The following is a 19,755-nucleotide window of genomic DNA, read 5'->3' as shown; positions in this document are numbered from 1 at the left end:
GCGGTGAGGGCGCGTCGGATGCGCGCGTGTCGGATGCGGCGGCGCGAAGCCGGTCGCTACGACGCCGTGACGTGCGGCACCGCCTCGTACCTCGCCCAGTCGGCGCTGATCGCGCTCGCCGTCGCCAGCAGCAAGGGCAGGTGCTCCTGGGTCAGCTTCTCGATGGAGGTCTCGGCGGCGTGGGCGTTGACGTTCACGGCGGCGATGACGTTGCCCAGGCCATCCCTGAGCGGCGCCGCCACGGAGCGGATCCCCAGGGCGAGCTGCTGGTCGGTGAGCGCGAAGCCCTTGGCCCTGACCTCGCGCAGCGCGGACTCGCGCTCCCTGGCGTCCGGCCGCCAGCGGGGCTCGATGCCGGAGCGGCCGGGCTCGGCGAGGACGCGTTCGACCTCGGCGGGCGGCAGCGCGGCCAGCAGCACCTTGCCCAGGGAGGTCTGCAGGGCCGGGAAGCGGGTGCCGATCTGCACGGAGAGCGCGACGATCTTCGGTACGGCGACCCGCGCGACGTACACGATGTCGGACCCGTCGAGCTGGGCGATCGAGGACGACTCGCGGGTCTGCGCGACGAGCCGCTCCAGGTGCGGCCGGGCGACCTCCCACAGCCCCATGGACCGCACGTAGCAGACGCCCAGCTCGAGCACGCGCGGGGTGAGGGCGAAGCCGCCCGGCTCCGCCCTGGCGTACCCCAGCTCCTGGAGGGTGAGGAGGATGCGGCGGGCCGTCGGCCTGGCCAGGCCGGCGGCGGTCGCCACCTCCGTCAGGGACATGACCGGGTGCCCCGGCTGGAAGGCCCTGATCACGTCGAGGCCGCGGGCCAGCGCCTCGATGAAGTCAGGTCCGGTGTCACCACGTGCCATGTACGCCCTCACTCGCTCGCGTCCGGTCGATCCGACTTTAGATGCAGTGGTTCACCGGGTGTGCGTGGAGGAGCTGCGATAGTCGGTGTACGTGTACGGATTGTCGAGGATCTTCGTCGCCGGGATGTCCGGGTTCATGCCTTGCTGCCAGGCCTGCTCCCCCATCGACGAGCGCAGGTGCTCGATCGTGCTCTCGATGTCGCGGCGGGCGGCGGCCAGGTCGACGCCGACCAGGCGGTGTTCGTGCTTCACCACGCGCCCGTCGACCAGGACGGTGTGCACGTCGCCGCGCTGCGCCTGGAACGCGACGTGCCCGAACGGGTTCAGCAGCGGGAACGACACCGGCGAGTGGTCGTTCTTGATGAGCACCAGGTCCGCCTTCCTGCCCGGCTCGATCACGCCCAGGTCGTCGCGCCCGAGCGCGCGGGCGCCGCCGCGGGTGGCCCATTCGACGACCCGGTCGGCGCGCAGCCCGCTGTGCGTGATCGTGTCGCCCTTGGTCTGCGCCTCCAGGTGCTCGCGCGAGCGGTCGGCGCCGAGCGTGGCGCGCATGGCGGAGAACAGGTCGCCGCTCCACCACACGCTGGTGTCCATGGACAGCGACACCGGGATGCCGTGGGCGCGGATCGCCCAGGTGGGCGGGTAGCCCTGGCCGGCGCTCTGCTCGCTCTCCGTCGAGACCGAGACGGACCCGCCGGTGGCGGCGATGCGGTGGTAGGAGTCGGCCGACAGCGAGGCGGCGTGCACGTAGATCGTGCCTGGGGTCATGAAGCCGTGGTCGTACATGAGCTTGATTCCGTCGTCGCTGGTGGCGCCCCATACGCCGGCGTGCGTGGTGACGGCCGCGCCGAGCTCGCGGGCCACCTCGAACGCGGGCTTCTCGGGGAAGGCCGGGTCTCCGAGCACGTCGAACGCCACCTGGAAGCCGAGCATGTCCCCGCCGGTGATCCGCCTGCTGACGAAGTCGCGGAACTCGGGGGCGGCCGTCCACTCGGCGGGCGGTTGCTGGATGTTGCCGTACGCGAGCACGTACCGGCCGGGGACGGACTCCAGCGCGTCCACGGCGGCGTCGGCGTGGTCGACCGTCCGCAGGCCGTGCGACCAGTCGACGACGGTCGTGACGCCGGCGTCGAGCGCCTCGATCGCGGCGAGCGTGTTGCCCGCGTGCACGTCCTCGGGCCGGAACAGCTTGCCGTGCTCCAGGTAGAACCAGACGAAGTACTGCGTCAGCGTCCAGTCGGCGCCGTAGCCGCGCATCGCCGTCTGCCACATGTGGCGGTGGGTGTCGATCATGCCCGGCATGACGACGCCGCCGGACGCGTCGATCTCCACCGCGTCCCCCGGCGTCTCCAGCGCGGGCCCGACCGCGGCGATCCGGTCCCCGATGACGAGGACGTCCGTACGGGTGAGCACCCGCCGGCCGTCCATGGGCAGCACGGTACCGCCACGCAGCACCACGGGCCGTCCGGCCGCGAAATCGTTCATGGTGAGCTCCTCGACGAGGATTGCGAACTAATGTCCGCTATACGGTCACAGCAACTGTGATGAGCCGGGAAGTTGCTGTCAAGAGTGTTGACGTGGGCTCGGCCTGATGCTGAGATCGAACATTGCGGACACTCGTCCGCTACACGGACGCATGAAGGAGCCGCATGGTAGACACCCGGCCGGAGGGGCCGCTGTCCGGCGTGCTGGTGGCCGACTTCTCCCGGATCCTGGCCGGGCCGTACGCCACGATGCTGCTGGCGGACCTGGGCGCCGACGTCGTCAAGGTCGAGGGCCCGCAGGGCGACGACACCCGCACGTGGACGCCGCCGACGCGGGGCGAGGTGTCGACGTACTACCTCGGGGTCAACCGCGGGAAGCGGTCGATCGCGCTGGACCTGCGAGACCCGGCCGACGCGGAGGTGGCCAGGGAGCTGGCCAGGCGCGCGGACGTGCTGATCGAGAACTTCCGGCCGGGCGGGCTCGCCAAGTACGGCCTCGACCACGCCTCGGTCCAGGCCCGCAACCCGCGCATCGTGTACGCCTCCATCAGCGGCTTCGGCTCGGGAGCCGGGGCGCGCGTGCCAGGGTATGACCTGATGGTGCAGGCCATGTCGGGGCTGATGAGCCTCACCGGCGATCCTGACGGGCCGCCGTACCGCGCCGGGATCTCGGTGTTCGACGTGATGGCGGGCAACCACGCCGTCATCGGCGTGCTGGCGGCGCTGCGCCACCGCGAGGCCACAGGCCGGGGCCAGCACGTCGAGGTCAACCTGCTGTCCTCGGCGCTCACGGGGCTGGTCAACCAGAGCTCGGCGTACGTCGCCGGGGGCGTGGTGCCGTACCGGATGGGGAACGCGCATCCGAGCGTGTTCCCGTACGAGCCGCTGCCCACGAAGGACGACGACCTGATCGTCGCGGCGGCCAACGACGGCCAGTTCAGGAAGCTGTGCGAGGTTCTCGGCATCCCGGAGGTGGCCGCCGACCCGCGGTTCGCCCGCAACGCGGACCGCACCGCCAACCGCGAGGAGCTGCGCCCGATCCTGGTCGAGCGGCTGGCCAGGCGGCCGGCGGTGGAGTGGTTCGAGCTGCTGGTCGACGCCGGGGTGCCGAGCGGGCCGATCACCACGATCGACGGCGGGTTCGCCATGGCCGAGCGGTTCGAGCTCGATCCGGTGGTCGTGGTGGGCGAGGGCGAACGGGCGGTGCCGACGACGCGGCATCCGATCCGGTTCTCCGAGACGCCCGCCGGTTATACGCTGCCGCCACCGGAGCTCGACGAGCACGGCGCCGAGCTACGCGCCTGGCTGACCACCGAACCCGGCGCCTCCAGCGCCGCGGACACTTCTGGCGTCGCGGACACTTCACACACGTCGGATGCCTCGGGCGTCACGGACACTTCACACGCGTCTGATGCTTCGGCGGGTTCCGCGGGTTCGGAGGGTTCCGCGGGTTCGGAGGAGGAGGGTGAGCGTGGCTGATTATCCGACGGCGCTGGGGGCGTCGACGCCCGAGACGATCACGCTGCTCGGCCGGGACCTGGCCAGGGACGTGATGGGCGAGGTGGGCTTCGGCGAGCTGGCGTTCTGGCTGGCCACGCAGCGCCGTCCCACGCCGGGCGAGGTACGCGTGTTCGAGGCCGTGCTGGCCGCGCTGGCCGATCACGGGTTCACGCCGACCGCGATCGTGACGCGGCTGACGTACCTGTCGGCGCCGGACTCCGTACAGGGGGCGCTGGCGGCGGGACTGCTCGGCGGCGGGTCGCGTTTCCTCGGCGTCACCGAGGACTGCGGCCGGTTCCTGCACGACGTGCTGGCCTCGCGTGACGCGCTGCCCGGCGACGACGCCGGGTGGGACGCGCTGGCCATGGAGACCGTACGCGCCAGGCGCGCGGCGGGCGGGCGGATCCCCGGGCTCGGTCACCACGTGCACAAGGACGGCGACCCGCGTACCCCCCGGCTCTTCGAGATCGCCGCCGAGGAGGGCCTGTACGGGCCGCATCTGTCGCTGTTCGCCGCCATCGGCCGCGTGCACCCGGCCGTCCTCGGCCGCACGCTGCCGCTCAACGGCGCAGGGGTGTGCGGCGCGGCGCTGGCCGACCTGGGGCTGCCGCTGGAGCTGCTGCGCGGGTTCGCGCTGCTGGCCAGGACCGCCGGGCTCATCGGGCAGCTCGCCGAGGAGCTGCGGCGTCCGGTGGCCAACGAGATCTTTCTGTCCGTGGACCTGAACAACCGGTCCATCCCACCCGAACCGAACGGTGAGCCGCCTCCGGCGGCCCGCCACGAGTAGCGGCTCCCGCACCTACGGAGGTTTGCATGGCTGAGCTCGTCGCGGTCGTCGCGTCCACCCACCATCCCTTCTACTACCGCGCCAGCACCTCCACCGGCGAGGAGCGCCCGCCGTTCGCGGACGAGTGGGTGCGCAAGGTGGAGGCGTTCAGGGAGACGCTGACGCGCGCCAGGCCCGACGTGCTGGTGATGGTCGGCTCCGACCACTTCCACCAGTTCTGGCTGGACAACATGCCGCAGTTCCTGATCGGCAAGGCCCCCTTCTACGACGCGAACTTCTACAACGAGGAACGCGAGTTCGGCCTGCCCAGGCTGCTGCTCAAGGGCCATGAGGACCTGTCGGCCCACCTGCTGAGGGAAGGGCTGGACGCCGGGTTCGACCTGGCATTCTCCAACGAGCTGCGGATCGACCACTCGATCACCTGCCCGATCATCACCCTGCGTCCGCAGAACGACCTGCCGATCGTGCCCGTCTACACCAACATCTTCGCCCCTCCCCTGCCGCGGCCGAAGCGCTTCGTGCAGCTCGGGCGGACCATCAGGGAGCTCGTCGACTCCTGGCCGGGCGATCAGCGGGTCGCCGTCATCGGCACCGGGCACCTGTCGCTGGAGCTGGGCGGGCCGCGCCAGTTCGGGCCGCACGGCCCCGACCCGGAGTTCGACCGCAAGGCCGTGGAGTGGATCTCCTCGGGGGACATCGAGGGCTGCCTGTCGGAGGTCACCCTGGACAGCCTGTGGGAGCCGGGCAACGCCACCCACGGGTTCATGGATTTCATGCTGATGATGGGGGTCGCGGGCGAGGGGCGAAAGGCCGACTACGTGGACACGTACGACCTGTTCCACACGATGGAGGCGTACTTCACCTGGTACCCGAGCGGAGGCCGGTCGTGAGCAAGTACCTGCTGAACAAGTTCCTGTTCACCGTCGACCGCGACCCGGAGCTGGTCGAGCGCTACCGCGAGTCGCCGCGGGCCACGGTGGAGTGGTGGGAGGCCGAGTACGCCAACCGCATCCTCGGCTGCCACGCCGGCGAGGCGTCCACCTGGCTGCGGTTCGACGACGTCGAGCGTGAGGCGCTCGCCGACCACGACTATCCGAAGCTGTTCGAGCTGGGGGCGCACCCGTTCCTCACGCTCACGCTGTTCATCGCGATGTTCGAGCGCGACCATCCGCCGCTGGGTTTCCAGAAGGAGTACGCGCGGCGGTTGTCGCACATGCGGCTGCCGTACCCGGACATCGCGACGTGATGCGCGCCGCCGAGATCGCGAGCTGCGGCCGGCCGCCAGGGGTGGTGACCGGCCGGGCCGAACCCGTGCCCGGCCCCGGCGAGGCGCTGGTCCGGGTCCACGCCGCCCCCATCACGCCGCTGGACCTGCTCTGCGCGACGGGTTCCTCCTATTTCGGCGCCCCTGCCACGCCGTACGTTCCCGGCGTGCAGGGTGTCGGGAACGTTTCCGGCACGCCGGTGTGGTTCCCCACCTCCGCCGGGATGGCTCCCGGTGACGGCAGCATGGCCGAGTGGGTCCTGGTCCCCGCCGAGGACGTCGTCGAGCTGCCCGATGGGGCCGGCCCGTTCGCCGTCGCCGCGCTCGGGCTGTCCGCCGTGGCCGCCCACATGGCCCTGACCTGGCGCGGCGAGCTCAGCCCCGGGGAGCAGGTGGTCGTACTCGGGGCCGGCGGGGTGGTGGGGCAGGCGGCCGTGCAGCTCGCACGCGTCGCGGGCGCGCGCCGGGTGGTCGCCGCCGCCCGTTCCGCCGCCGGGCGGGAACGGGCCGCGCGGGCGGGCGCGGACGCCGTGGTCGCGCTGGACACCGATGACGTGGCCACGCTGGCCGACCGCCTGTCCGCCGCCTGCGACGGGCCGGTGGACCTGGTCCTCGACCCGCTCTTCGGCCCGCCCGCCGCGGCGGCCGCCCGCACCCTGCGCTCGTCCGGCCGCCTGGTCAACCTGGGCTCATCGGCCGGCGAGACCTGTCCGCTGGACTCCTCCACCCTGCGCAGCCGCTCCCTGCGGGTGCTCGGTTACACCAACAACGAGCTGACCCGCGAGCAACGCGCCGCGGCCGTCACCCGAATCGCTGAGCTGGCCGCGGACGAGCGCCTGTCGGTGGCCCACGAGGTGGTACCGCTCGCTGACGCCCCAGCCGCCTGGCAACGGCAGTCGGCCGGCACGACCACCGGCCGAATCGTCCTGAGCCTCACCTGAAGCCGACCGGCACCCTGGACCTCACCTGAGCGGCGTCGGCTCGCGTATGGGCCGATCCCGTCTTCACGACGTCTTCCTGTCGAGAGAGGCCGGGGTCCCGCAGTGCTCGTTCCCCTCGGTCAGATCGTCGCGTACCAGGACGAGCAGCTGTGTCAGCTGTGCGCGCTGGGACTCGTTCAGTGAGCGGAAGAGGTCGTCCTCGACCTGCTGCTGCGCGGCTGCCGCGGTTCGCAGAAGCCGTTGTCCCTTCTCCGTCAGCAGGACCAGGTGGCGGCGGCGATCGCGGGGATCACGCGTGCGCGTCACGAGCGCCTCGGCCTCCAGGGGATTCAGTTGCGTGACGAGCACGCTCGCCGCCGCATCCGTCTCTGCGGCCAGGTCGGTCTGTGCCAAGGGACCACGATCGTGGAGCAGTCCGAGAATGTGGAACTGCCGCGGCGTGAGGCCGTTGGCGGTGTGGGCCCAGCGCCTCGCCGCCCCCTGGGCCGCCCCGGGCGGCCAGAGGAAGCCGCCGAACTCATCGCCTTCCTCACCTCCCCGCGCGCCTCCTACCTCACCGGCATCACCGTCTCGATCGACGGAGGCCTGCTCCCCACCCTCTGAAGACCGTTCACTGCCGAGGGCCGGCGTCGGCCTGCTGATTTCTCATGCCATTCGATGCCGTTTTCGATGTTTCAACAGATTTCGCGAAATCCCCCGGAAACTCATTCTTGACAAACCTCACAACTCGCCAATACTCTCGCGACTGAATTATATCGATTTAATCCGCCGGGGACGCGGACAGGCCGCGTCCCCATGCGGGCATCACTCCGAGGAGCCCGTGACATGACACCCCCCAGCGGCCTGCGCCGCGCCCTGACCACCGCCTTAGCCGCCCTGGTCTGCGTCCCCCTGGCGGCGGTCCCGGCCGGCGCGGACTCCGGCCGGGGCCACGGCGAACCGTCCGCAGGCATCCGGCTCGAACACCTCGACCGCGGCCTCGTAGCGGTCCCGACCAGCGAGGGAGTGTTCCTCAGCTGGCGACTGTTCGGCGACGAGGTGTCCGGGTACGGCGACACCGGCATGACCGGCACCGACTTCCGCGTCTACCGCGACGGCCGGCGCGTCGCGACCGTCACCGACAGCACCAACTACCGCGACACTGCGGGCACCGCCACGTCGGAATACCGCGTCGCCCCGATCGTCAAAGGCCGGGAGGGCCGCCGCAGCTCCCCCACCACGCCGTGGGTTAAATCGTTTTATGACATCCCGTTGAAGAAACCGGCCGACGGAGTCACACCGGCGGGCGAGGCGTACACGTACACGGCCAACGACCTGAGCGTCGGCGACGTGGACGGCGACGGCGCGTACGAGTACGTCGTGAAGTGGGATCCCTCCAACTCCAAGGACGTCTCCCAGCGCGGCTACACCGGACCGACGTACGTCGACACGTACACACTGGACGGCACCCTGCTCTGGCGGCTCGACCTGGGCGTCAACATCCGCTCCGGCGCCCACTACACCCAGTTCCTCGTCTACGACCTCGACGGCGACGGCCGCTCGGAGATGATGCTCAAGACCGCCCCCGGCACCAAGGTCACCCGGTACGACCGCGACGGCGACGTCGCCTCCGTACGCCACGTCACCATGCCGAAACAGGACGTACGGGCCGGTTACTCGCACTCCGACGACTACCGCATGAGCGCGGAGGACTACTTCGAGCACCTCGTCGGGATGTTCGAGAAGTGGCACGAGCACCCCGAGGTGGTCGCCGGGCGCTGGCCCGCGACGCTGGAGCAGGCGTTCGGCATCGAGCCCCGGCACGAGTACCCGCTGTCCCACGCGGCCGCCGTGGACCTGGCCACGTACTTCGCCGACGTCTACGCGCCGGCCCGCAGCGGCAACAACCGGCTGCGCGAGTTCGCCGGCTACATCCTCACCGGTCCCGAATACCTGTCGGTGTTCAACGGCGCCACCGGCAAGGAACTGCAGACGATCCACTACAAGCCGGGCCGCGGCGACGACGGCCTGCTGTGGGGCGACTACGCGATGGCCCGCGTCGAGCCGGGCAACCGGGTCGACCGGTTCCTGTCCGCCGTCGCCTACCTCGACGGCAGGCGTCCGTCGGCCGTCTTCGCCCGTGGCTACTACACGCGCACCACGCTGGTGGCCTACGACTGGGACGGCAGAAGACTCAAGGAGGTCTGGTACGTCGACAGCGGCCACGCCCCCATGGCCAACCCGTTCAACGCCGGCCCCCACGGCGTCCCCGGCAGCAATCCGAAATATGCCGACATCACCACACAGGGCTTCCACTCGATGAGCGTGGCCGACGTGGACGACGACGGCAGGCAGGAGATCGTGTACGGCGCCGCGACGATCGACGACGACGGCGACGTGCTGTACTCGTCGTTCGCCGAAGGACCGCCGCAGAGCGGCGTGCCAGGGCAGAACGTCCGGCTCGGCCACGGCGACGCCGTCCACGTCGGCGACTTCGACCCCGACCGCCCCGGCCTGGAGATCTGGACGGTGCACGAGGGCGCTTCCTCGGCGCCGTACGGCTGGGCGATGCGCTCGGCCGCCACCGGTGAGGTGATCTTCGGTGGCTACAGCGGCGTGGACACAGGGCGTGGCATGGTCGGCGACGTCGACCCGGCGATCCGCGGGGCCGAGGTGTGGTCGTCGGCGCCGCCCGACCAGGCGATCCAGGCGGGGCTGTGGTCGGCCGGCGGCGCGCACCTGGGCCGGAGCACCCCGGGCACGAACATGAGCATCCGCTGGGCGGCCGACATGACGACCCAGCTCGTCAACGGCGCCGCCACCACCGAACTCCAGACGCCGACGATCGACGACTGGAGGAGCGGCACGGTGCTCACCGCGGAGGGCGCGCTGACGAACAACTGGACGAAGGGCAATCCCGGGCTGGTGGCCGACGTGTTCGGCGACTGGCGCGAGGAGTTGCTGACGCGTACGACCGACAGCTCGGCGATCCGGGTCTTCCTCAGCACGGAGCTCACCGACCGCAAGCTCTACACGCTCATGCACGACGCGAAGTACCGGGTGGACGTGGCCAGGCAGCAGACGGGATACAACCAGCCGGCGTACCCGAGCTTCTACCTCGGCTCGGACATCGACTGGTCGCGGGTCCCGATTCCGCGGTCCTAGGTTCCCGGGGGCCGGCACGGACACCGTGCCGGCCCCGATGACTTGAGGCGCGTGAACACGCGAAGAGGGCGCTCCCGTCGGGAACGCCCTGATCTGGTGTGCCGGGTCAGCGGGCCGGCTGCTTCACCGAGACCGGCTTGACCGGGGTGGTGTCCGTCTCGGCCCAGGCGCGAGTGGAGAAGGCCACCGGGTGGTTCTTCAGGCCGACGCCGTCGCCCCACTTGGTCACGACGTACTGGAGCTTGATGTGGCCCCTGCCGCCGTTGTCCTCGACGCTCAGCGTGCCGGTGTCGAAGGTGCCGCCGGTCAACTCGGCGAACGTCTCGCCGTCCAGGTCGAGCATCACGCCGCGGCTGGAGGGTTTCCCCGGCCCGCGGTCACCGACGAAGAACGGCACCTTCTTGCCCTGGTAGACCACGTAGCCCTCGGTCATGAGAGGCCAGCTGGGGCTGGCGGCCATGCCCTTGCTCATCGGCCGGCCGCTGGCGGGCAGCCCGGTGTCACCGGCGCGGCCGGAGGCGTCGTCCCAGAAGTAGGAGGCCGTGGTGGAGCCCTGGAGCAGGACGTTCTGTCCGGTGCCGCCGGAGTCGGCGTGCGCCGCGGCCGAGCCGACGGTCAGGGCGGTCAGTGCGGAGGCGGCGAGCACGGCGACGGAGCGCATGCGAGCAGACATGGTCAAAGGTCAGTCCTTATTCAGGGGACATGGCACATTGCGCTCCCATACGGATGTAGCCGGGCAGCACGCCATACGGACGCCACGTGGAGCGCAGGAGAATCCGGAAAGAACCGGCGACGCACATCCCGGTAAGGACCGTCCCCGGCAACGACTCCGACGCTAGCCTCTTAAACCGGATAAAAGCAAACGAATCACCATAAATCCGGCATAGATCTACCTGGTGGGTAAAGCGCGCGAAGGGGTTTCGGCTGGCCGCCGGCGCCCAAAGCAAGCGGTTCGCGCGGCCTCGAGTGGAAGTGGCTAACGCCTCACCCGCCCACTAGTGCCGTCGACCAGCGAATACTACGTACTGTAACGTTCGTTGACGCTGAGTGTAAGAATCGGGGGGCCGGACATGGATGAGGAAGACGAAAGGCGGTTCGACCTGCTGGTGCGACGACTCGTCGCGGCGAAGGGCTGCCGGGAGATGTTCACGACGCAGCGCGGCGTCACGGACTCCGCGCTCGCCGCCCTCGAGCGGCACTGCCGGGTGGATCACGCGGCGATCCTGCTGTTCCCCCGCCGCACGGCGGATCTGTCGGGGGTGCTGCGCAGCCGCGGGTTCGAGATCGTCCGCACCTGCCCGAGCACCGTCGTACGCGCCCGGCTGGCCGGCCGATACCGGCTGGACCCGGCGTCGTTGCCCGTACAGATCGTGCACGCGGCCCGCGACGGCGCCGCGATCGAGGTGTTCGCCCTCCCTCGCGAGGACCGGACGGCCATCGACGCGGTCGTCGCGGGCGAACGGGCGCGCGACGACGAGTCCCATCTCGCGCTCCAGGTGCTCCGGCCCGACGAGGTGGTCATCCTCGGCATCGCCCGGCTGCTCACCTCGCTGCTCGGCTTCGCCGCGGACGGCGGCGGGTTCAATCCGCACGAGGACGCGGAGCACGGCGGCCGTACCGTCCTCTATCTCCGCCGCCCGCGGGCCGGCTGGCCCAGGCGGGTGGAGCTGGCCTGCGCGGGCCGGCATCCGAGCACCCTGCGGCTCTGGGAAGCGCGCACCGATGGCTGACGACTCCGGCCAGCGCGAGGTGCTGGCGAAACTGACCGGGGCCTGGATCACCCAGGCCGTCGCCGCCATGGCCGAGCTGGGCCTGGCCGACCTGCTCTACGACCGCCGCCTGACCTGGAAGGAGCTGGCGCGGGCCAGCGGCACCCATCCGGACTCGCTGCGCCGCCTGCTGCGCCTGCTGGCTGCCCACGACCTGGTGGAGGCGGGCCCGGCGGGCACGTACACCATCACGCCGACCGGGGCGCTGCTGTCCAGGCGGCACCCGGACTCGCTGGCCGACCTCGCGCTGTTCTACGCCGGCCCCTTCTACGCCTCATGGGGAGCCCTGCTGCACGCGGTCAGGACCGGGCGGCAGGGGTTCGAGCACGTCTTCGGCAAGCCCTTCTTCGCCTACACGGCCGAGCATCCCGAGATGGGCGAGCGTTTCGACCGGGCGATGGCGTGCGGGTCGCTGTTCTTCGCGCAGGTGCCCCTGGTCTACGACTTCACCCGGCACGACGTGATCGTGGATCTCGGGGGCGGGAACGGCGCGCTGCTCGCCGCCATCCTCTCCCAAGCCCCGGAGGCCAGGGGGATCCTGTTCGACAGCGCCGAGGTCGTCGGCCGCGTGCGGGCCACGGCTTCGACCACGGGCGAGCGTTGCGAGGTGATGGCGGGCGACTTCTTCGCCGAGGTGCCGCCGGGCGGCGACGTCTACCTCCTCTCGCGGGTGCTGCACGACTGGGACGACGAGCGCGCCGGCGTCCTGCTCGGCAACTGCGGCGTCGCCCTGGCCCCGGGGACGCGGCTGCTGGTCGTCGAGCGGCTCGTTCCCGAGCACCCGGCCGCCGACCCGGAGGCGCTGGCGCTGCCCTGGGACGTCCACATGCTGGTCAACAACGGCTCCGGGCGGGAGCGCAGGCTGCAGGAGTACACCTGCCTGCTGGACTCCGCCGGCTTCAAGCTCGTGGACGTGAGCGGCCTGCCCCTGGAGCTGAACCTGCTCGTCGCCGAGCGCCGCTGATCGCGCCGTCCGGCCGCGTACCGGACGGCGGCGCGGTGCTCCCCCTCACGACGAGGGTCGTGGCGAGCTCTATCCGCGTCCCTGCCGTGCCTCTCGGGTGGGTCAGCTCCTCCGAGACGAGCCGGACCGCCTCGTTGGCCATGTCGTCGAGTGGCTGGCGCACGGTGGTGAGTGGCGGCGAGAGCATCTCGCACAGGAGCGAGTCGTCGAACCCGACGACGGACAGCTCACCGGGCACGCGGACGCCGCGCTCCGTGGCCGCCTGGTAGACGCCCGCCGCCTGCAGGTCGTTGCCGGCGAAGACCGCGGTGGGCGGGTCGCCGCGGTCGAGCAGCTCGGCCCCGTGCGTCTTGCCGCCCGAGACCACGAAGTCGCCGTAGCACGTGAGCCGCGGATCGGGATCGATCCCGAACGTACGGTGCGCGGCCAGGTAGCCCTCGTAACGGTCGTGCGTGCACTGCGTGTCGAGCGGCCCGCCGATGAACCCGATCCGCGTGTGCCCCAGCTCCAGCAGATGGGTGGTGGCCATGACGCCGCCCAGCCAGTTGGTGGCGCCGACCGTGGACAGGCGCGGGTCGCGCTGCCCGACCGGGTCCAGGAGCACCAGGGGGACGTGCAGCAGCTCCTGGATGGCCGCGATCTCCTCCTGCTCGGCCCTGGACAGCACCAGCACGATCCCGTCGGTGCCGCGCTTGCGCACCACGCCGATCCACTGCCGCAGGTCGAAGTCGGGCCGGGCGGACGAGGTCACGACGAGCGAGAAGCCCCATCGCGCGGCCGCCTTCTCGGCTCCGCGGACGAGGACCTCCGCCCACGGGGAGCCGAGCCCGTCGATGAGCAGGTCGACGAGGCCGAGGCGGGGCGTGTGCTGCGGGCGCGGGGTCTCGTATCCGAAGGCCCTGACCGCTTCGAGAACCTTGTCCCTGGTGGCGGCGGAGACGTGCTTCTTCCCGCTCAGAACCTTGGAAACGGTGGGCACCGACACTCCGGCGGCCGCCGCGACGTCGGCCAGCGTTGCTCGCGGCACCGGACCTCCCGGTTTTCGTTTCGGAAAACAGAACGGCAGGCAGGCCACCTCATGACCTGGAACGACCGGCCGAAAGCCGTTGATCGGCGGGATGGTTGACAGCGTTGCCAGCCGGAGCCTAGCGTAACCCTTCGGCAATGTCACGGTAATTTTTCCGAAAGTTAGCCGGAAACTTTCCGGCCGAGCAAACTGTCACCGCTCGTCTCATGGGAAATCGCCTGTCCGGCTGTTAGCGCTATCAACGGCGCTGCGCCTGGCCGTCGAGCTCATGTGAAGAATGAACGAACGAGGGTCCTATGCCTGCACGGGTTGAGCAGCCGGCTCCGGAACACGCCGAGCGCCGGGGGCGACGCGTCGAGGAATTGCTCGACGACATGTCGCTCGACGAGAAGCTCGCGCAACTCGTGGGCGTGTGGCTGAACGTCAATCGGGACGAGGGCGTGGTCGCGCCGCTGCAGGATTCGATGCAGGGCGAGGACGTCGGGTTCGAGACGTTCGCCCGCGCCGGCCTGGGCCACGTGACCCGCCACTACGGCACCCGGCCCGTCGACCCGGCGCGGGCGAGCGAGGTGCTGGCCGCGCGGCAGCGCTGGTTGCGCGACCACACCCGGCTCGGCATCCCGGCCCTGGCACACGAGGAGTGCCTGACCGGCCTGGCCGCGTGGCGGGCCACGACATATCCGGTGCCGCCCGCGTGGGGCGCGTCGTTCGACCCCGGACTGGTGGAGCGGATGGGCCGGCGGATCGGGGAGAGCATGGCGGCGCTTGGCGTCCACCAGGGCCTCGCCCCGGTGCTGGACGTGATCCGCGACCAGCGGTGGGGCCGGGTCGAGGAATGCGTCTCCGAGGACCCGTACGAGGTCGCCACCATCGGCGCCGCGTACGTACGCGGCCTGCAGTCCGCAGGTGTCATCGCCACGCTGAAGCACTTCGTCGGCTACTCCAACTCCCGCGCGGGCCGCAACCTGGCGCCCGTGCACGCGGGCGCCCGCGAGGTGGCCGACACGCTGCTGTTCCCGTTCGAGGTCGCGATCAAGGACGCCGGGGCGGGCTCGGTCATGAACTCCTACGCCGAGATCGACGGCGTCCCGATCGCCGCCGACACCCGCTACCTCACCGAGGTGCTGCGGGACGAGTGGGAGTTCAGGGGCACGGTCGTGGCCGACTACTTCTCCGTCGCGTTCCTGCACACCCTGCACGCCGTGGCCGAGGACGCCGAGGACGCCGCCGTGCAGGCGCTCACGGCCGGGATCGACGTCGAGCTGCCGACCGGCGTGGCGTACCTGGAGCCGCTGAAGCGGGCGGTGGCGTCGGGGCGGATCGAGGAGCGGCTGGTCGACCGGGCGCTGCGCCGCGTGCTGCGGCAGAAGGCGGAGCTGGGCCTGCTCGACGACGGCTACGAGCCGGAGCCGTCGGGGCCGGTCGAGCTGGACGGGCCCGAGTCCAGGGAGCTGGCGCGCCTGCTCGCTGAGGAGTCGATCGTGCTGCTGACCAACGACGGCGTGCTGCCCCTCGGCGACGCCGCGGGCAGGAGCGTGGCCGTCGTCGGGCCGAACGCGGACAGCGTGGCGGCGCTGTTCGGCTGCTACTCGTTCGTCAACCACGTCCTGCCGCACTTCGCCGGCGTCGAGCCGGGCATCGACTCCCCCACGCTGCTGGACGCGCTGCGGGAGGCGCTGCCGGACGCCGTGATCCGGGCCGAGCGGGGCACGGGGGTGGACGACGGCGATCGCTCGGGGATCGCCGCCGCCGCCCGTCTTGCCGCCGGCTCCGACGTCGCGGTCCTCGTGCTGGGCGACCGGTCGGGGCTGTTCGGGCGCGGCACCTCGGGCGAGGGCTGCGACGTGGAGAGCCTCGACCTGCCGGGCGCGCAGCTGGAGCTGGCCGAGGCCGTCCTCGCCACCGGCACGCCGACCGTGGTGGTGCTGATGACGGGCCGCGCGTACGCCGTGCCCGGCGTCATCAGGAACGCCGCCGCCGTCGTGCAGGCGTACTTCCCCGGCGAGGAGGGCGCGGGCGCGATCGCCCGGGTGCTCAGCGGGGCGGTCAACCCCTCCGGCCGGCTCCCGATGAGCATGCCGCGCTCCCCTGCCGGGCAGCCGTACAGCTACCTGCATCCCAAGCTGGGCGCGGCCGGCTCGGTGAGCAACATCGACCCCGCCCCCGAGCTGCCGTTCGGCCACGGGCTCAGCTACACGAGCTTCTCCTACGAGGACCTGACCGCCGTGGAGAGCGCCCCGACCGGCGGGTCGATCCGCTGCTCCGTCACGGTGCGCAACACCGGTGACCGGGCGGGCGCGGAGGTGGTGCAGGTGTACGTCACCGACCCGATCGCCTCGGTCACCAGGCCGCTCGCCCAGCTGGCCGGCTACGTCCGCGTCGAGCTGGGGCCGGGCGAGCGGGCCACGGCCGGATTCGACGTGCCGGCCAGGCTGCTGGCGTTCACGGGGCGCGACGGGCGGCGGGGCGTCGAGCCGGGCGAGGTGATCGTGTCCGTCCGCCGCTCGGCCGCCGACGTGGTGGACGAGCGGCGCGTGACGCTGACCGGCCCCGTACACGAGATCACCGGCGCCGAGCGGCGGCTCACCGCCGTGTCGGTGGAACGAGCGCAGGAGGCGTGAGATGACCAGGATGAACGCGTTCAGGAACCGCGTCGGCGGCTTCGCCTTCGGCGGCGACTACAACCCTGAGCAGTGGGATCCCGCCGTCTGGCGGGAGGACGTGCGGCTCATGCGCGAGGCCGGTGTCAACACCGTCTCGCTCGGCGTCTTCGCGTGGGCCTCGCTCGAACCCGAACCGGGCACGTACGAGTTCGGCTGGATGGACGAGGTCATGGACCTCCTCCACGAGAACGGCGTCAGCGTCAACCTGGCCACCCCCACGGCAGCGCCGCCGGTCTGGCTCACGCACCTGCATCCCGAGGTGTTCCCGGTCATGGCCGACGGGCAGCCGTTCGGCTTCGGCAACCGGCTGCACTACGACCCCTCGTCGCCGATCTACCGCGAGTACGCGGCGAACATCACCACCAAGCTCGCGGAGCGCTACTCGTTCCATCCCGCGCTGGCGATGTGGCACATCAGCAACGAGTACGGGCCCACGGCGTACAACGAGGCCGCCTCGGTCAACTTCCGCAGCTGGCTACGCCGCAGGTACGGCGACCTCGGCACGCTGAACGAGGCGTGGACGACCCGGTTCTGGGGCCAGGTCTACACCGACTGGGACCAGATCGAGGTGCCGAACATCCCGCGCACCTGGATGAACCCGGCCCGCAAGCTCGACTTCAAGCGCTTCACCTCCGACGCGCTGCTGGAGTGCTACCTCGCCGAGCGGGACATCGTCCGGTCCTTCCGCGACGACGTCCCTGTCATGACCAACTTCATGCGTTTCTTCCGGCACGCCGACTACTGGAGGTGGGCGCGGGAGGAGGACGCGGTCGCGCTCGACATCTACCCGAACCCGGCCGACGCCGACTCACACGTGTCGGCGGCGTTCAACTACGACCTGTTCCGCTCGCTCAAGGGCGGTCAGCCGTGGATGCTGATGGAGCAGTCGAGCAGCGCGGTCTCCCAGTGGAAGCTGAACGTGGTCAAGGAGCCTGGGCGGATGCGGCTCGGGTCGCTGCAGGCGGTGTCGCGGGCGGCGGACTCGGTGCTGTTCTTCCAGTGGCGGGCCGGCCGGGGCGGGCACGAGCGGTTCCACTCGGCGATGCTGCCGCACTCGGGGCCGGACTCGCGTACGTTCCGGGAGATCACCGAGCTGGGACGGGAGCTGAAGCTGCTGGCGCCGGTGGCCGGGACGACGTCGCGGGCGGAGATCGCGATCCTGTTCGACTGGGACGGCTGGTGGGGGCTGGAGGAGACGCATGGGCTGCCACGCGCCGACTTCAGCTATCCGGACACGGCGATGCGGCACTACACGCCGCTGTGGGAGCGGCACCTGCCGGTCGACGTCGTGTCCGCCGGGTCGTCGCTGGACGGGTACAAGGTGCTGGTGGTGCCGAACGCGTACCTGATCGACGACGACGGCGCCGAGCGGATCCGGGCGTTCGCCCGCGACGGCGGGACGGTGATCATGTCGTTCTTCTCCGGCGTGGTCGACGACTGCAACCGGGTGCGGCCGGACGGGTATCCCGGCGCGTTCCGTGAGCTCATCGGGGCGAAGATCGACGAGTACTGGCCGGCGCGGCCGCATGAGGAGTTCGCCGTTGAGTTCGCCGACGGGCGGCGTACGACGGCTACCTGGTGGCGTGACGACCTGCACCTGGAGACCGGGACGGCGCTGGCCACCTACACCGACGGGCTGCTGGAGGGCCGGGCCGCCGTGGTCGGGAACACGTACGGCGCCGGGCGGGTGGTCTATTTCGCGACGCTGCTCGAGCGGGCCGCGTTCGACGCCGTGGTGCTGGACGCGGTGGCGGCGGCGGGCGTGCGCTCGCCCTTCGAGGGCGTCCCCGCCCACGTGGAGTGCGCCGTCCGGGGAGACGACGCGTACGAGTACGTGTTCCTGCTCAACCACAGCGGCGAGCTGCGCGCGTCCGTCCCCATCGGCGGGGAGGGAACGGACCTGCTCACCGGACGGCGGGTGTCCGGGGAGGTCGGGCTGGCGCCGCTCGGGGCGGCGGTGATCCAGCGGGCTCGCGGGTAGCGGGCTTCCCGGACCTGACCAGCTCTTTCTGGACCTGACCAGCTCTTTCTGGACCTGACCAGCTCTTTCTGGACTTGACCGCCAGCATGATGGGGACGGGCGTGCCGCCCTCGGCGAACCCTTCGAGGGCGAGCCCCGCCTCCAGGAAGCCGTGCAGCAGGTCCGGCAGCGGCCAGTGGCTCGCCCCCACCTTGTCCCGCACCCCTGTGTCGGTCCACGACGACTTCGTCCAGTGGCCGTCGACGTATCCGGGCCGGATCACCACCGCCTCATCGTCGGTCCGGTCGGCGAACCCGCCGCAGAAGCAGGGGTGCACCCCCACGTGCACGAACACCCCGCCCACCGCCAACACTCTGGCCGCCTCGCGCAGGATGCCGGGATATCCGGGCATGTCGGTGTGAACCATCACCGCGACGACCGCCCCCAGGCTCCCGTCGTGGAACGGCAGCCGCCCGGCGTCCCCCTGGAGGACGGGCAGCCGGCCGCGCGCGTGCCGCAGCATGCCGGTGGACAGGTCGACGCCCACCGGCGTCCAGCCGAGGTCCCTCACCGTTTCCGCGTACACGCCGGTCCCGCAGCCGACCTCCAGGCACGGCCCGCTCCCCGGCCCGAGCAGCTCACGCAGCGAGCGCCGGATGCCCAGCCGGTCGGCGTGGTCGCGGGGCAGGAACTCGGTTTCGTACCAGTCGGCGATCTCGTCATAGGCGGCTTCCATGGCTCCATTGACACCCACCGGACGGCCCTTCGGCGAGGGCTTTCGCCGACAGCGTCACGACTACTGCGGCGGTATTCGGTCGTGCTGCCGGTATATCGGGTGATAAATCTGGCGAACGTGACGACCATCAAGGAACTGCGGGTATCGGCGTACGCCGTCTGCGTCGACGACGGGAAGGTTCTGCTCGCGCGCTGGGTCAGTGCCGGCGGCGAACGGCTGTGGACACTGCCGGGTGGCGGCCTGGACCACGCGGAGGACCCCCTCGACGCGGCAGTCCGCGAGGTGGAGGAGGAGACCGGCTACACCGTCGCCGTCGACACCCTGCTGGGCATGAGCACCATCCGCCGCCGCCACCCGCGCGGTCCCGGCCGCGAGGCCGACTTCCACGGGCTGGGCATCGTGTACGACGCCCACGTGGTCGGCGGCACCCTGCGCCACGAGGTCGGCGGCAGCACCGACCAGGCGGCGTGGGTGGACCTCGGCCAGGTCGCCGCGCTCGACCGGATCGCCTTGGTGGACATCGGCCTCGAACTCCACCGCGTCCGCCCACCGAACGGCAGAGCCACCGGCGTCCCGGCCCCCTAGTTTCACGGGAACGCCGAGGCGGGGCGGACGTCCGCCCCGTTTCACGCGGACGCGGGGGCGGGGGCGGGTGAGCC

17 protein-coding genes and 1 pseudogene are annotated in these 19,755 nt (G+C 71.1%); 12 read left to right on the top strand and 6 right to left on the bottom strand.

Features of this window, described 5'->3' with window-relative positions:
* Positions 1-56: 56 nt before the first annotated feature.
* Positions 57-857, bottom strand: a complete 801-nt coding sequence (locus ITP53_RS28495; protein WP_195898536.1) for an IclR family transcriptional regulator domain-containing protein — start codon at positions 855-857, stop codon at positions 57-59.
* Between the two features lie 51 nt (positions 858-908).
* On the bottom strand, positions 909-2,342 hold the full coding sequence (locus ITP53_RS28490; protein ID WP_195898535.1) for an amidohydrolase family protein: 1,434 nt from the start codon (positions 2,340-2,342) through the stop codon (positions 909-911).
* 164 nt (positions 2,343-2,506) lie between these two features.
* Between ITP53_RS28490 and ITP53_RS28485 the strand changes: the two genes are divergently transcribed.
* The 5 genes from ITP53_RS28485 to ITP53_RS28465 are packed head-to-tail and all read left to right on the top strand — an operon-like array spanning position 2,507 to position 6,833.
* Positions 2,507-3,820, top strand: coding sequence for a CaiB/BaiF CoA transferase family protein (locus ITP53_RS28485; protein WP_236051262.1), 1,314 nt, complete (start codon positions 2,507-2,509; stop codon positions 3,818-3,820).
* Positions 3,813-4,628, top strand: a complete 816-nt coding sequence (locus ITP53_RS28480) for a citryl-CoA lyase (RefSeq protein WP_195898534.1) — start codon at positions 3,813-3,815, stop codon at positions 4,626-4,628. The genes ITP53_RS28485 and ITP53_RS28480 overlap by 8 nt, the downstream gene beginning before the upstream one ends.
* A gap of 26 nt (positions 4,629-4,654) precedes the next feature.
* Complete coding sequence (locus tag ITP53_RS28475) at positions 4,655-5,518, top strand: DODA-type extradiol aromatic ring-opening family dioxygenase (protein WP_195898533.1); 864 nt, start codon at positions 4,655-4,657, stop codon at positions 5,516-5,518.
* Positions 5,515-5,874, top strand: a complete 360-nt coding sequence (locus ITP53_RS28470) for a hypothetical protein (RefSeq protein WP_195898532.1) — start codon at positions 5,515-5,517, stop codon at positions 5,872-5,874. Before ITP53_RS28475 ends, ITP53_RS28470 begins: the two co-directional genes overlap by 4 nt.
* Positions 5,874-6,833 carry a quinone oxidoreductase family protein gene (locus ITP53_RS28465; protein WP_195898531.1) on the top strand — a complete coding sequence of 320 codons (960 nt, stop codon included), beginning with the start codon at positions 5,874-5,876 and terminating at the stop codon, positions 6,831-6,833. The genes ITP53_RS28470 and ITP53_RS28465 overlap by 1 nt, the downstream gene beginning before the upstream one ends.
* A 63-nt stretch (positions 6,834-6,896) precedes the next feature.
* On the opposite strand, the pseudogene ITP53_RS56215 reads toward ITP53_RS28465, so the two are convergent.
* Positions 6,897-7,268: pseudogene (locus ITP53_RS56215) on the bottom strand (MarR family winged helix-turn-helix transcriptional regulator); the annotation flags it as partial.
* A gap of 21 nt (positions 7,269-7,289) precedes the next feature.
* On the opposite strand from ITP53_RS56215, the gene ITP53_RS60470 reads away from it, so the two are divergent.
* Positions 7,290-7,436, top strand: coding sequence for an SDR family oxidoreductase (locus ITP53_RS60470; protein ID WP_236051260.1), 147 nt, complete (start codon positions 7,290-7,292; stop codon positions 7,434-7,436).
* A gap of 222 nt (positions 7,437-7,658) precedes the next feature.
* Positions 7,659-9,977 carry a rhamnogalacturonan lyase gene (locus tag ITP53_RS28455; protein ID WP_195898530.1) on the top strand — a complete coding sequence of 773 codons (2,319 nt, stop codon included), beginning with the start codon at positions 7,659-7,661 and terminating at the stop codon, positions 9,975-9,977.
* A gap of 106 nt (positions 9,978-10,083) precedes the next feature.
* On the opposite strand, the gene ITP53_RS60465 is transcribed toward ITP53_RS28455, so the two are convergent.
* Entirely contained in the window at positions 10,084-10,650 is a 567-nt protein-coding gene (locus tag ITP53_RS60465) for a hypothetical protein (protein ID WP_195898529.1), read from the bottom strand.
* Between the two features lie 397 nt (positions 10,651-11,047).
* Here ITP53_RS60465 and ITP53_RS28445 point away from each other — a divergent pair, with 397 nt between their 5' ends.
* Positions 11,048-11,707: a hypothetical protein gene (locus ITP53_RS28445; protein ID WP_195898528.1), complete on the top strand. Its 660-nt coding sequence runs from the start codon at positions 11,048-11,050 to the stop codon at positions 11,705-11,707.
* Positions 11,700-12,710: a methyltransferase gene (locus ITP53_RS28440; protein ID WP_195898527.1), complete on the top strand. Its 1,011-nt coding sequence runs from the start codon at positions 11,700-11,702 to the stop codon at positions 12,708-12,710. Before ITP53_RS28445 ends, ITP53_RS28440 begins: the two co-directional genes overlap by 8 nt.
* Here the strand turns inward: ITP53_RS28440 and ITP53_RS28435 are convergent.
* Positions 12,646-13,737, bottom strand: coding sequence for a LacI family DNA-binding transcriptional regulator (locus ITP53_RS28435; protein ID WP_328816031.1), 1,092 nt, complete (start codon positions 13,735-13,737; stop codon positions 12,646-12,648). The genes ITP53_RS28440 and ITP53_RS28435 overlap by 65 nt on opposite strands.
* A gap of 296 nt (positions 13,738-14,033) precedes the next feature.
* Between ITP53_RS28435 and ITP53_RS28430 the strand changes: the two genes are divergently transcribed.
* Complete coding sequence (locus tag ITP53_RS28430) at positions 14,034-16,358, top strand: beta-xylosidase/alpha-l-arabinosidase (RefSeq protein WP_195898526.1); 2,325 nt, start codon at positions 14,034-14,036, stop codon at positions 16,356-16,358.
* Between the two features lies 1 nt (position 16,359).
* Entirely contained in the window at positions 16,360-18,381 is a 2,022-nt protein-coding gene (locus ITP53_RS28425; protein WP_236051259.1) for a beta-galactosidase, read from the top strand.
* Here ITP53_RS28425 and ITP53_RS28420 read toward each other — a convergent pair.
* A complete protein-coding gene (locus tag ITP53_RS28420) occupies positions 18,305-19,096 on the bottom strand; it encodes a class I SAM-dependent methyltransferase (RefSeq protein WP_195898525.1) in 792 nt (263 codons plus the stop codon). The two genes, ITP53_RS28425 and ITP53_RS28420, sit on opposite strands and share 77 nt — an antisense overlap.
* A 117-nt stretch (positions 19,097-19,213) precedes the next feature.
* Between ITP53_RS28420 and ITP53_RS28415 the strand changes: the two genes are divergently transcribed.
* Positions 19,214-19,681: an NUDIX hydrolase gene (locus ITP53_RS28415; RefSeq protein ID WP_207756527.1), complete on the top strand. Its 468-nt coding sequence runs from the start codon at positions 19,214-19,216 to the stop codon at positions 19,679-19,681.
* Positions 19,682-19,755 lie beyond the last annotated feature (74 nt).

This window comes from Nonomuraea cypriaca (assembly GCF_015645445.1).
In the GTDB taxonomy this organism is placed as follows: Bacteria; Actinomycetota; Actinomycetes; order Streptosporangiales; family Streptosporangiaceae; genus Nonomuraea; species Nonomuraea cypriaca.
The sequence above is the reverse complement of the archived record's forward strand: the minus strand, read 5'-3'. Positions and strand labels throughout refer to the sequence as shown.

What these genes read in the sequence shown, in the direction of transcription:
- ITP53_RS28495 (WP_195898536.1), bottom strand. Translation starts at nt 857, where the DNA reads ATGGCACGTGGTGACACCGGACCTGACTTCATCGAGGCGCTGGCCCGC.
- ITP53_RS28490 (WP_195898535.1), bottom strand. Translation starts at nt 2,342, where the DNA reads ATGAACGATTTCGCGGCCGGACGGCCCGTGGTGCTGCGTGGCGGTACC.
- ITP53_RS28485 (WP_236051262.1), top strand. Translation starts at nt 2,507, where the DNA reads ATGGTAGACACCCGGCCGGAGGGGCCGCTGTCCGGCGTGCTGGTGGCC.
- ITP53_RS28475 (WP_195898533.1), top strand. Translation starts at nt 4,655, where the DNA reads ATGGCTGAGCTCGTCGCGGTCGTCGCGTCCACCCACCATCCCTTCTAC.
- ITP53_RS28465 (WP_195898531.1), top strand. Translation starts at nt 5,874, where the DNA reads ATGCGCGCCGCCGAGATCGCGAGCTGCGGCCGGCCGCCAGGGGTGGTG.
- ITP53_RS28455 (WP_195898530.1), top strand. Translation starts at nt 7,659, where the DNA reads ATGACACCCCCCAGCGGCCTGCGCCGCGCCCTGACCACCGCCTTAGCC.
- ITP53_RS60465 (WP_195898529.1), bottom strand. Translation starts at nt 10,650, where the DNA reads ATGTCTGCTCGCATGCGCTCCGTCGCCGTGCTCGCCGCCTCCGCACTG.
- ITP53_RS28445 (WP_195898528.1), top strand. Translation starts at nt 11,048, where the DNA reads ATGGATGAGGAAGACGAAAGGCGGTTCGACCTGCTGGTGCGACGACTC.
- ITP53_RS28440 (WP_195898527.1), top strand. Translation starts at nt 11,700, where the DNA reads ATGGCTGACGACTCCGGCCAGCGCGAGGTGCTGGCGAAACTGACCGGG.
- ITP53_RS28430 (WP_195898526.1), top strand. Translation starts at nt 14,034, where the DNA reads ATGCCTGCACGGGTTGAGCAGCCGGCTCCGGAACACGCCGAGCGCCGG.
- ITP53_RS28425 (WP_236051259.1), top strand. Translation starts at nt 16,360, where the DNA reads ATGACCAGGATGAACGCGTTCAGGAACCGCGTCGGCGGCTTCGCCTTC.
- ITP53_RS28420 (WP_195898525.1), bottom strand. Translation starts at nt 19,096, where the DNA reads ATGGAAGCCGCCTATGACGAGATCGCCGACTGGTACGAAACCGAGTTC.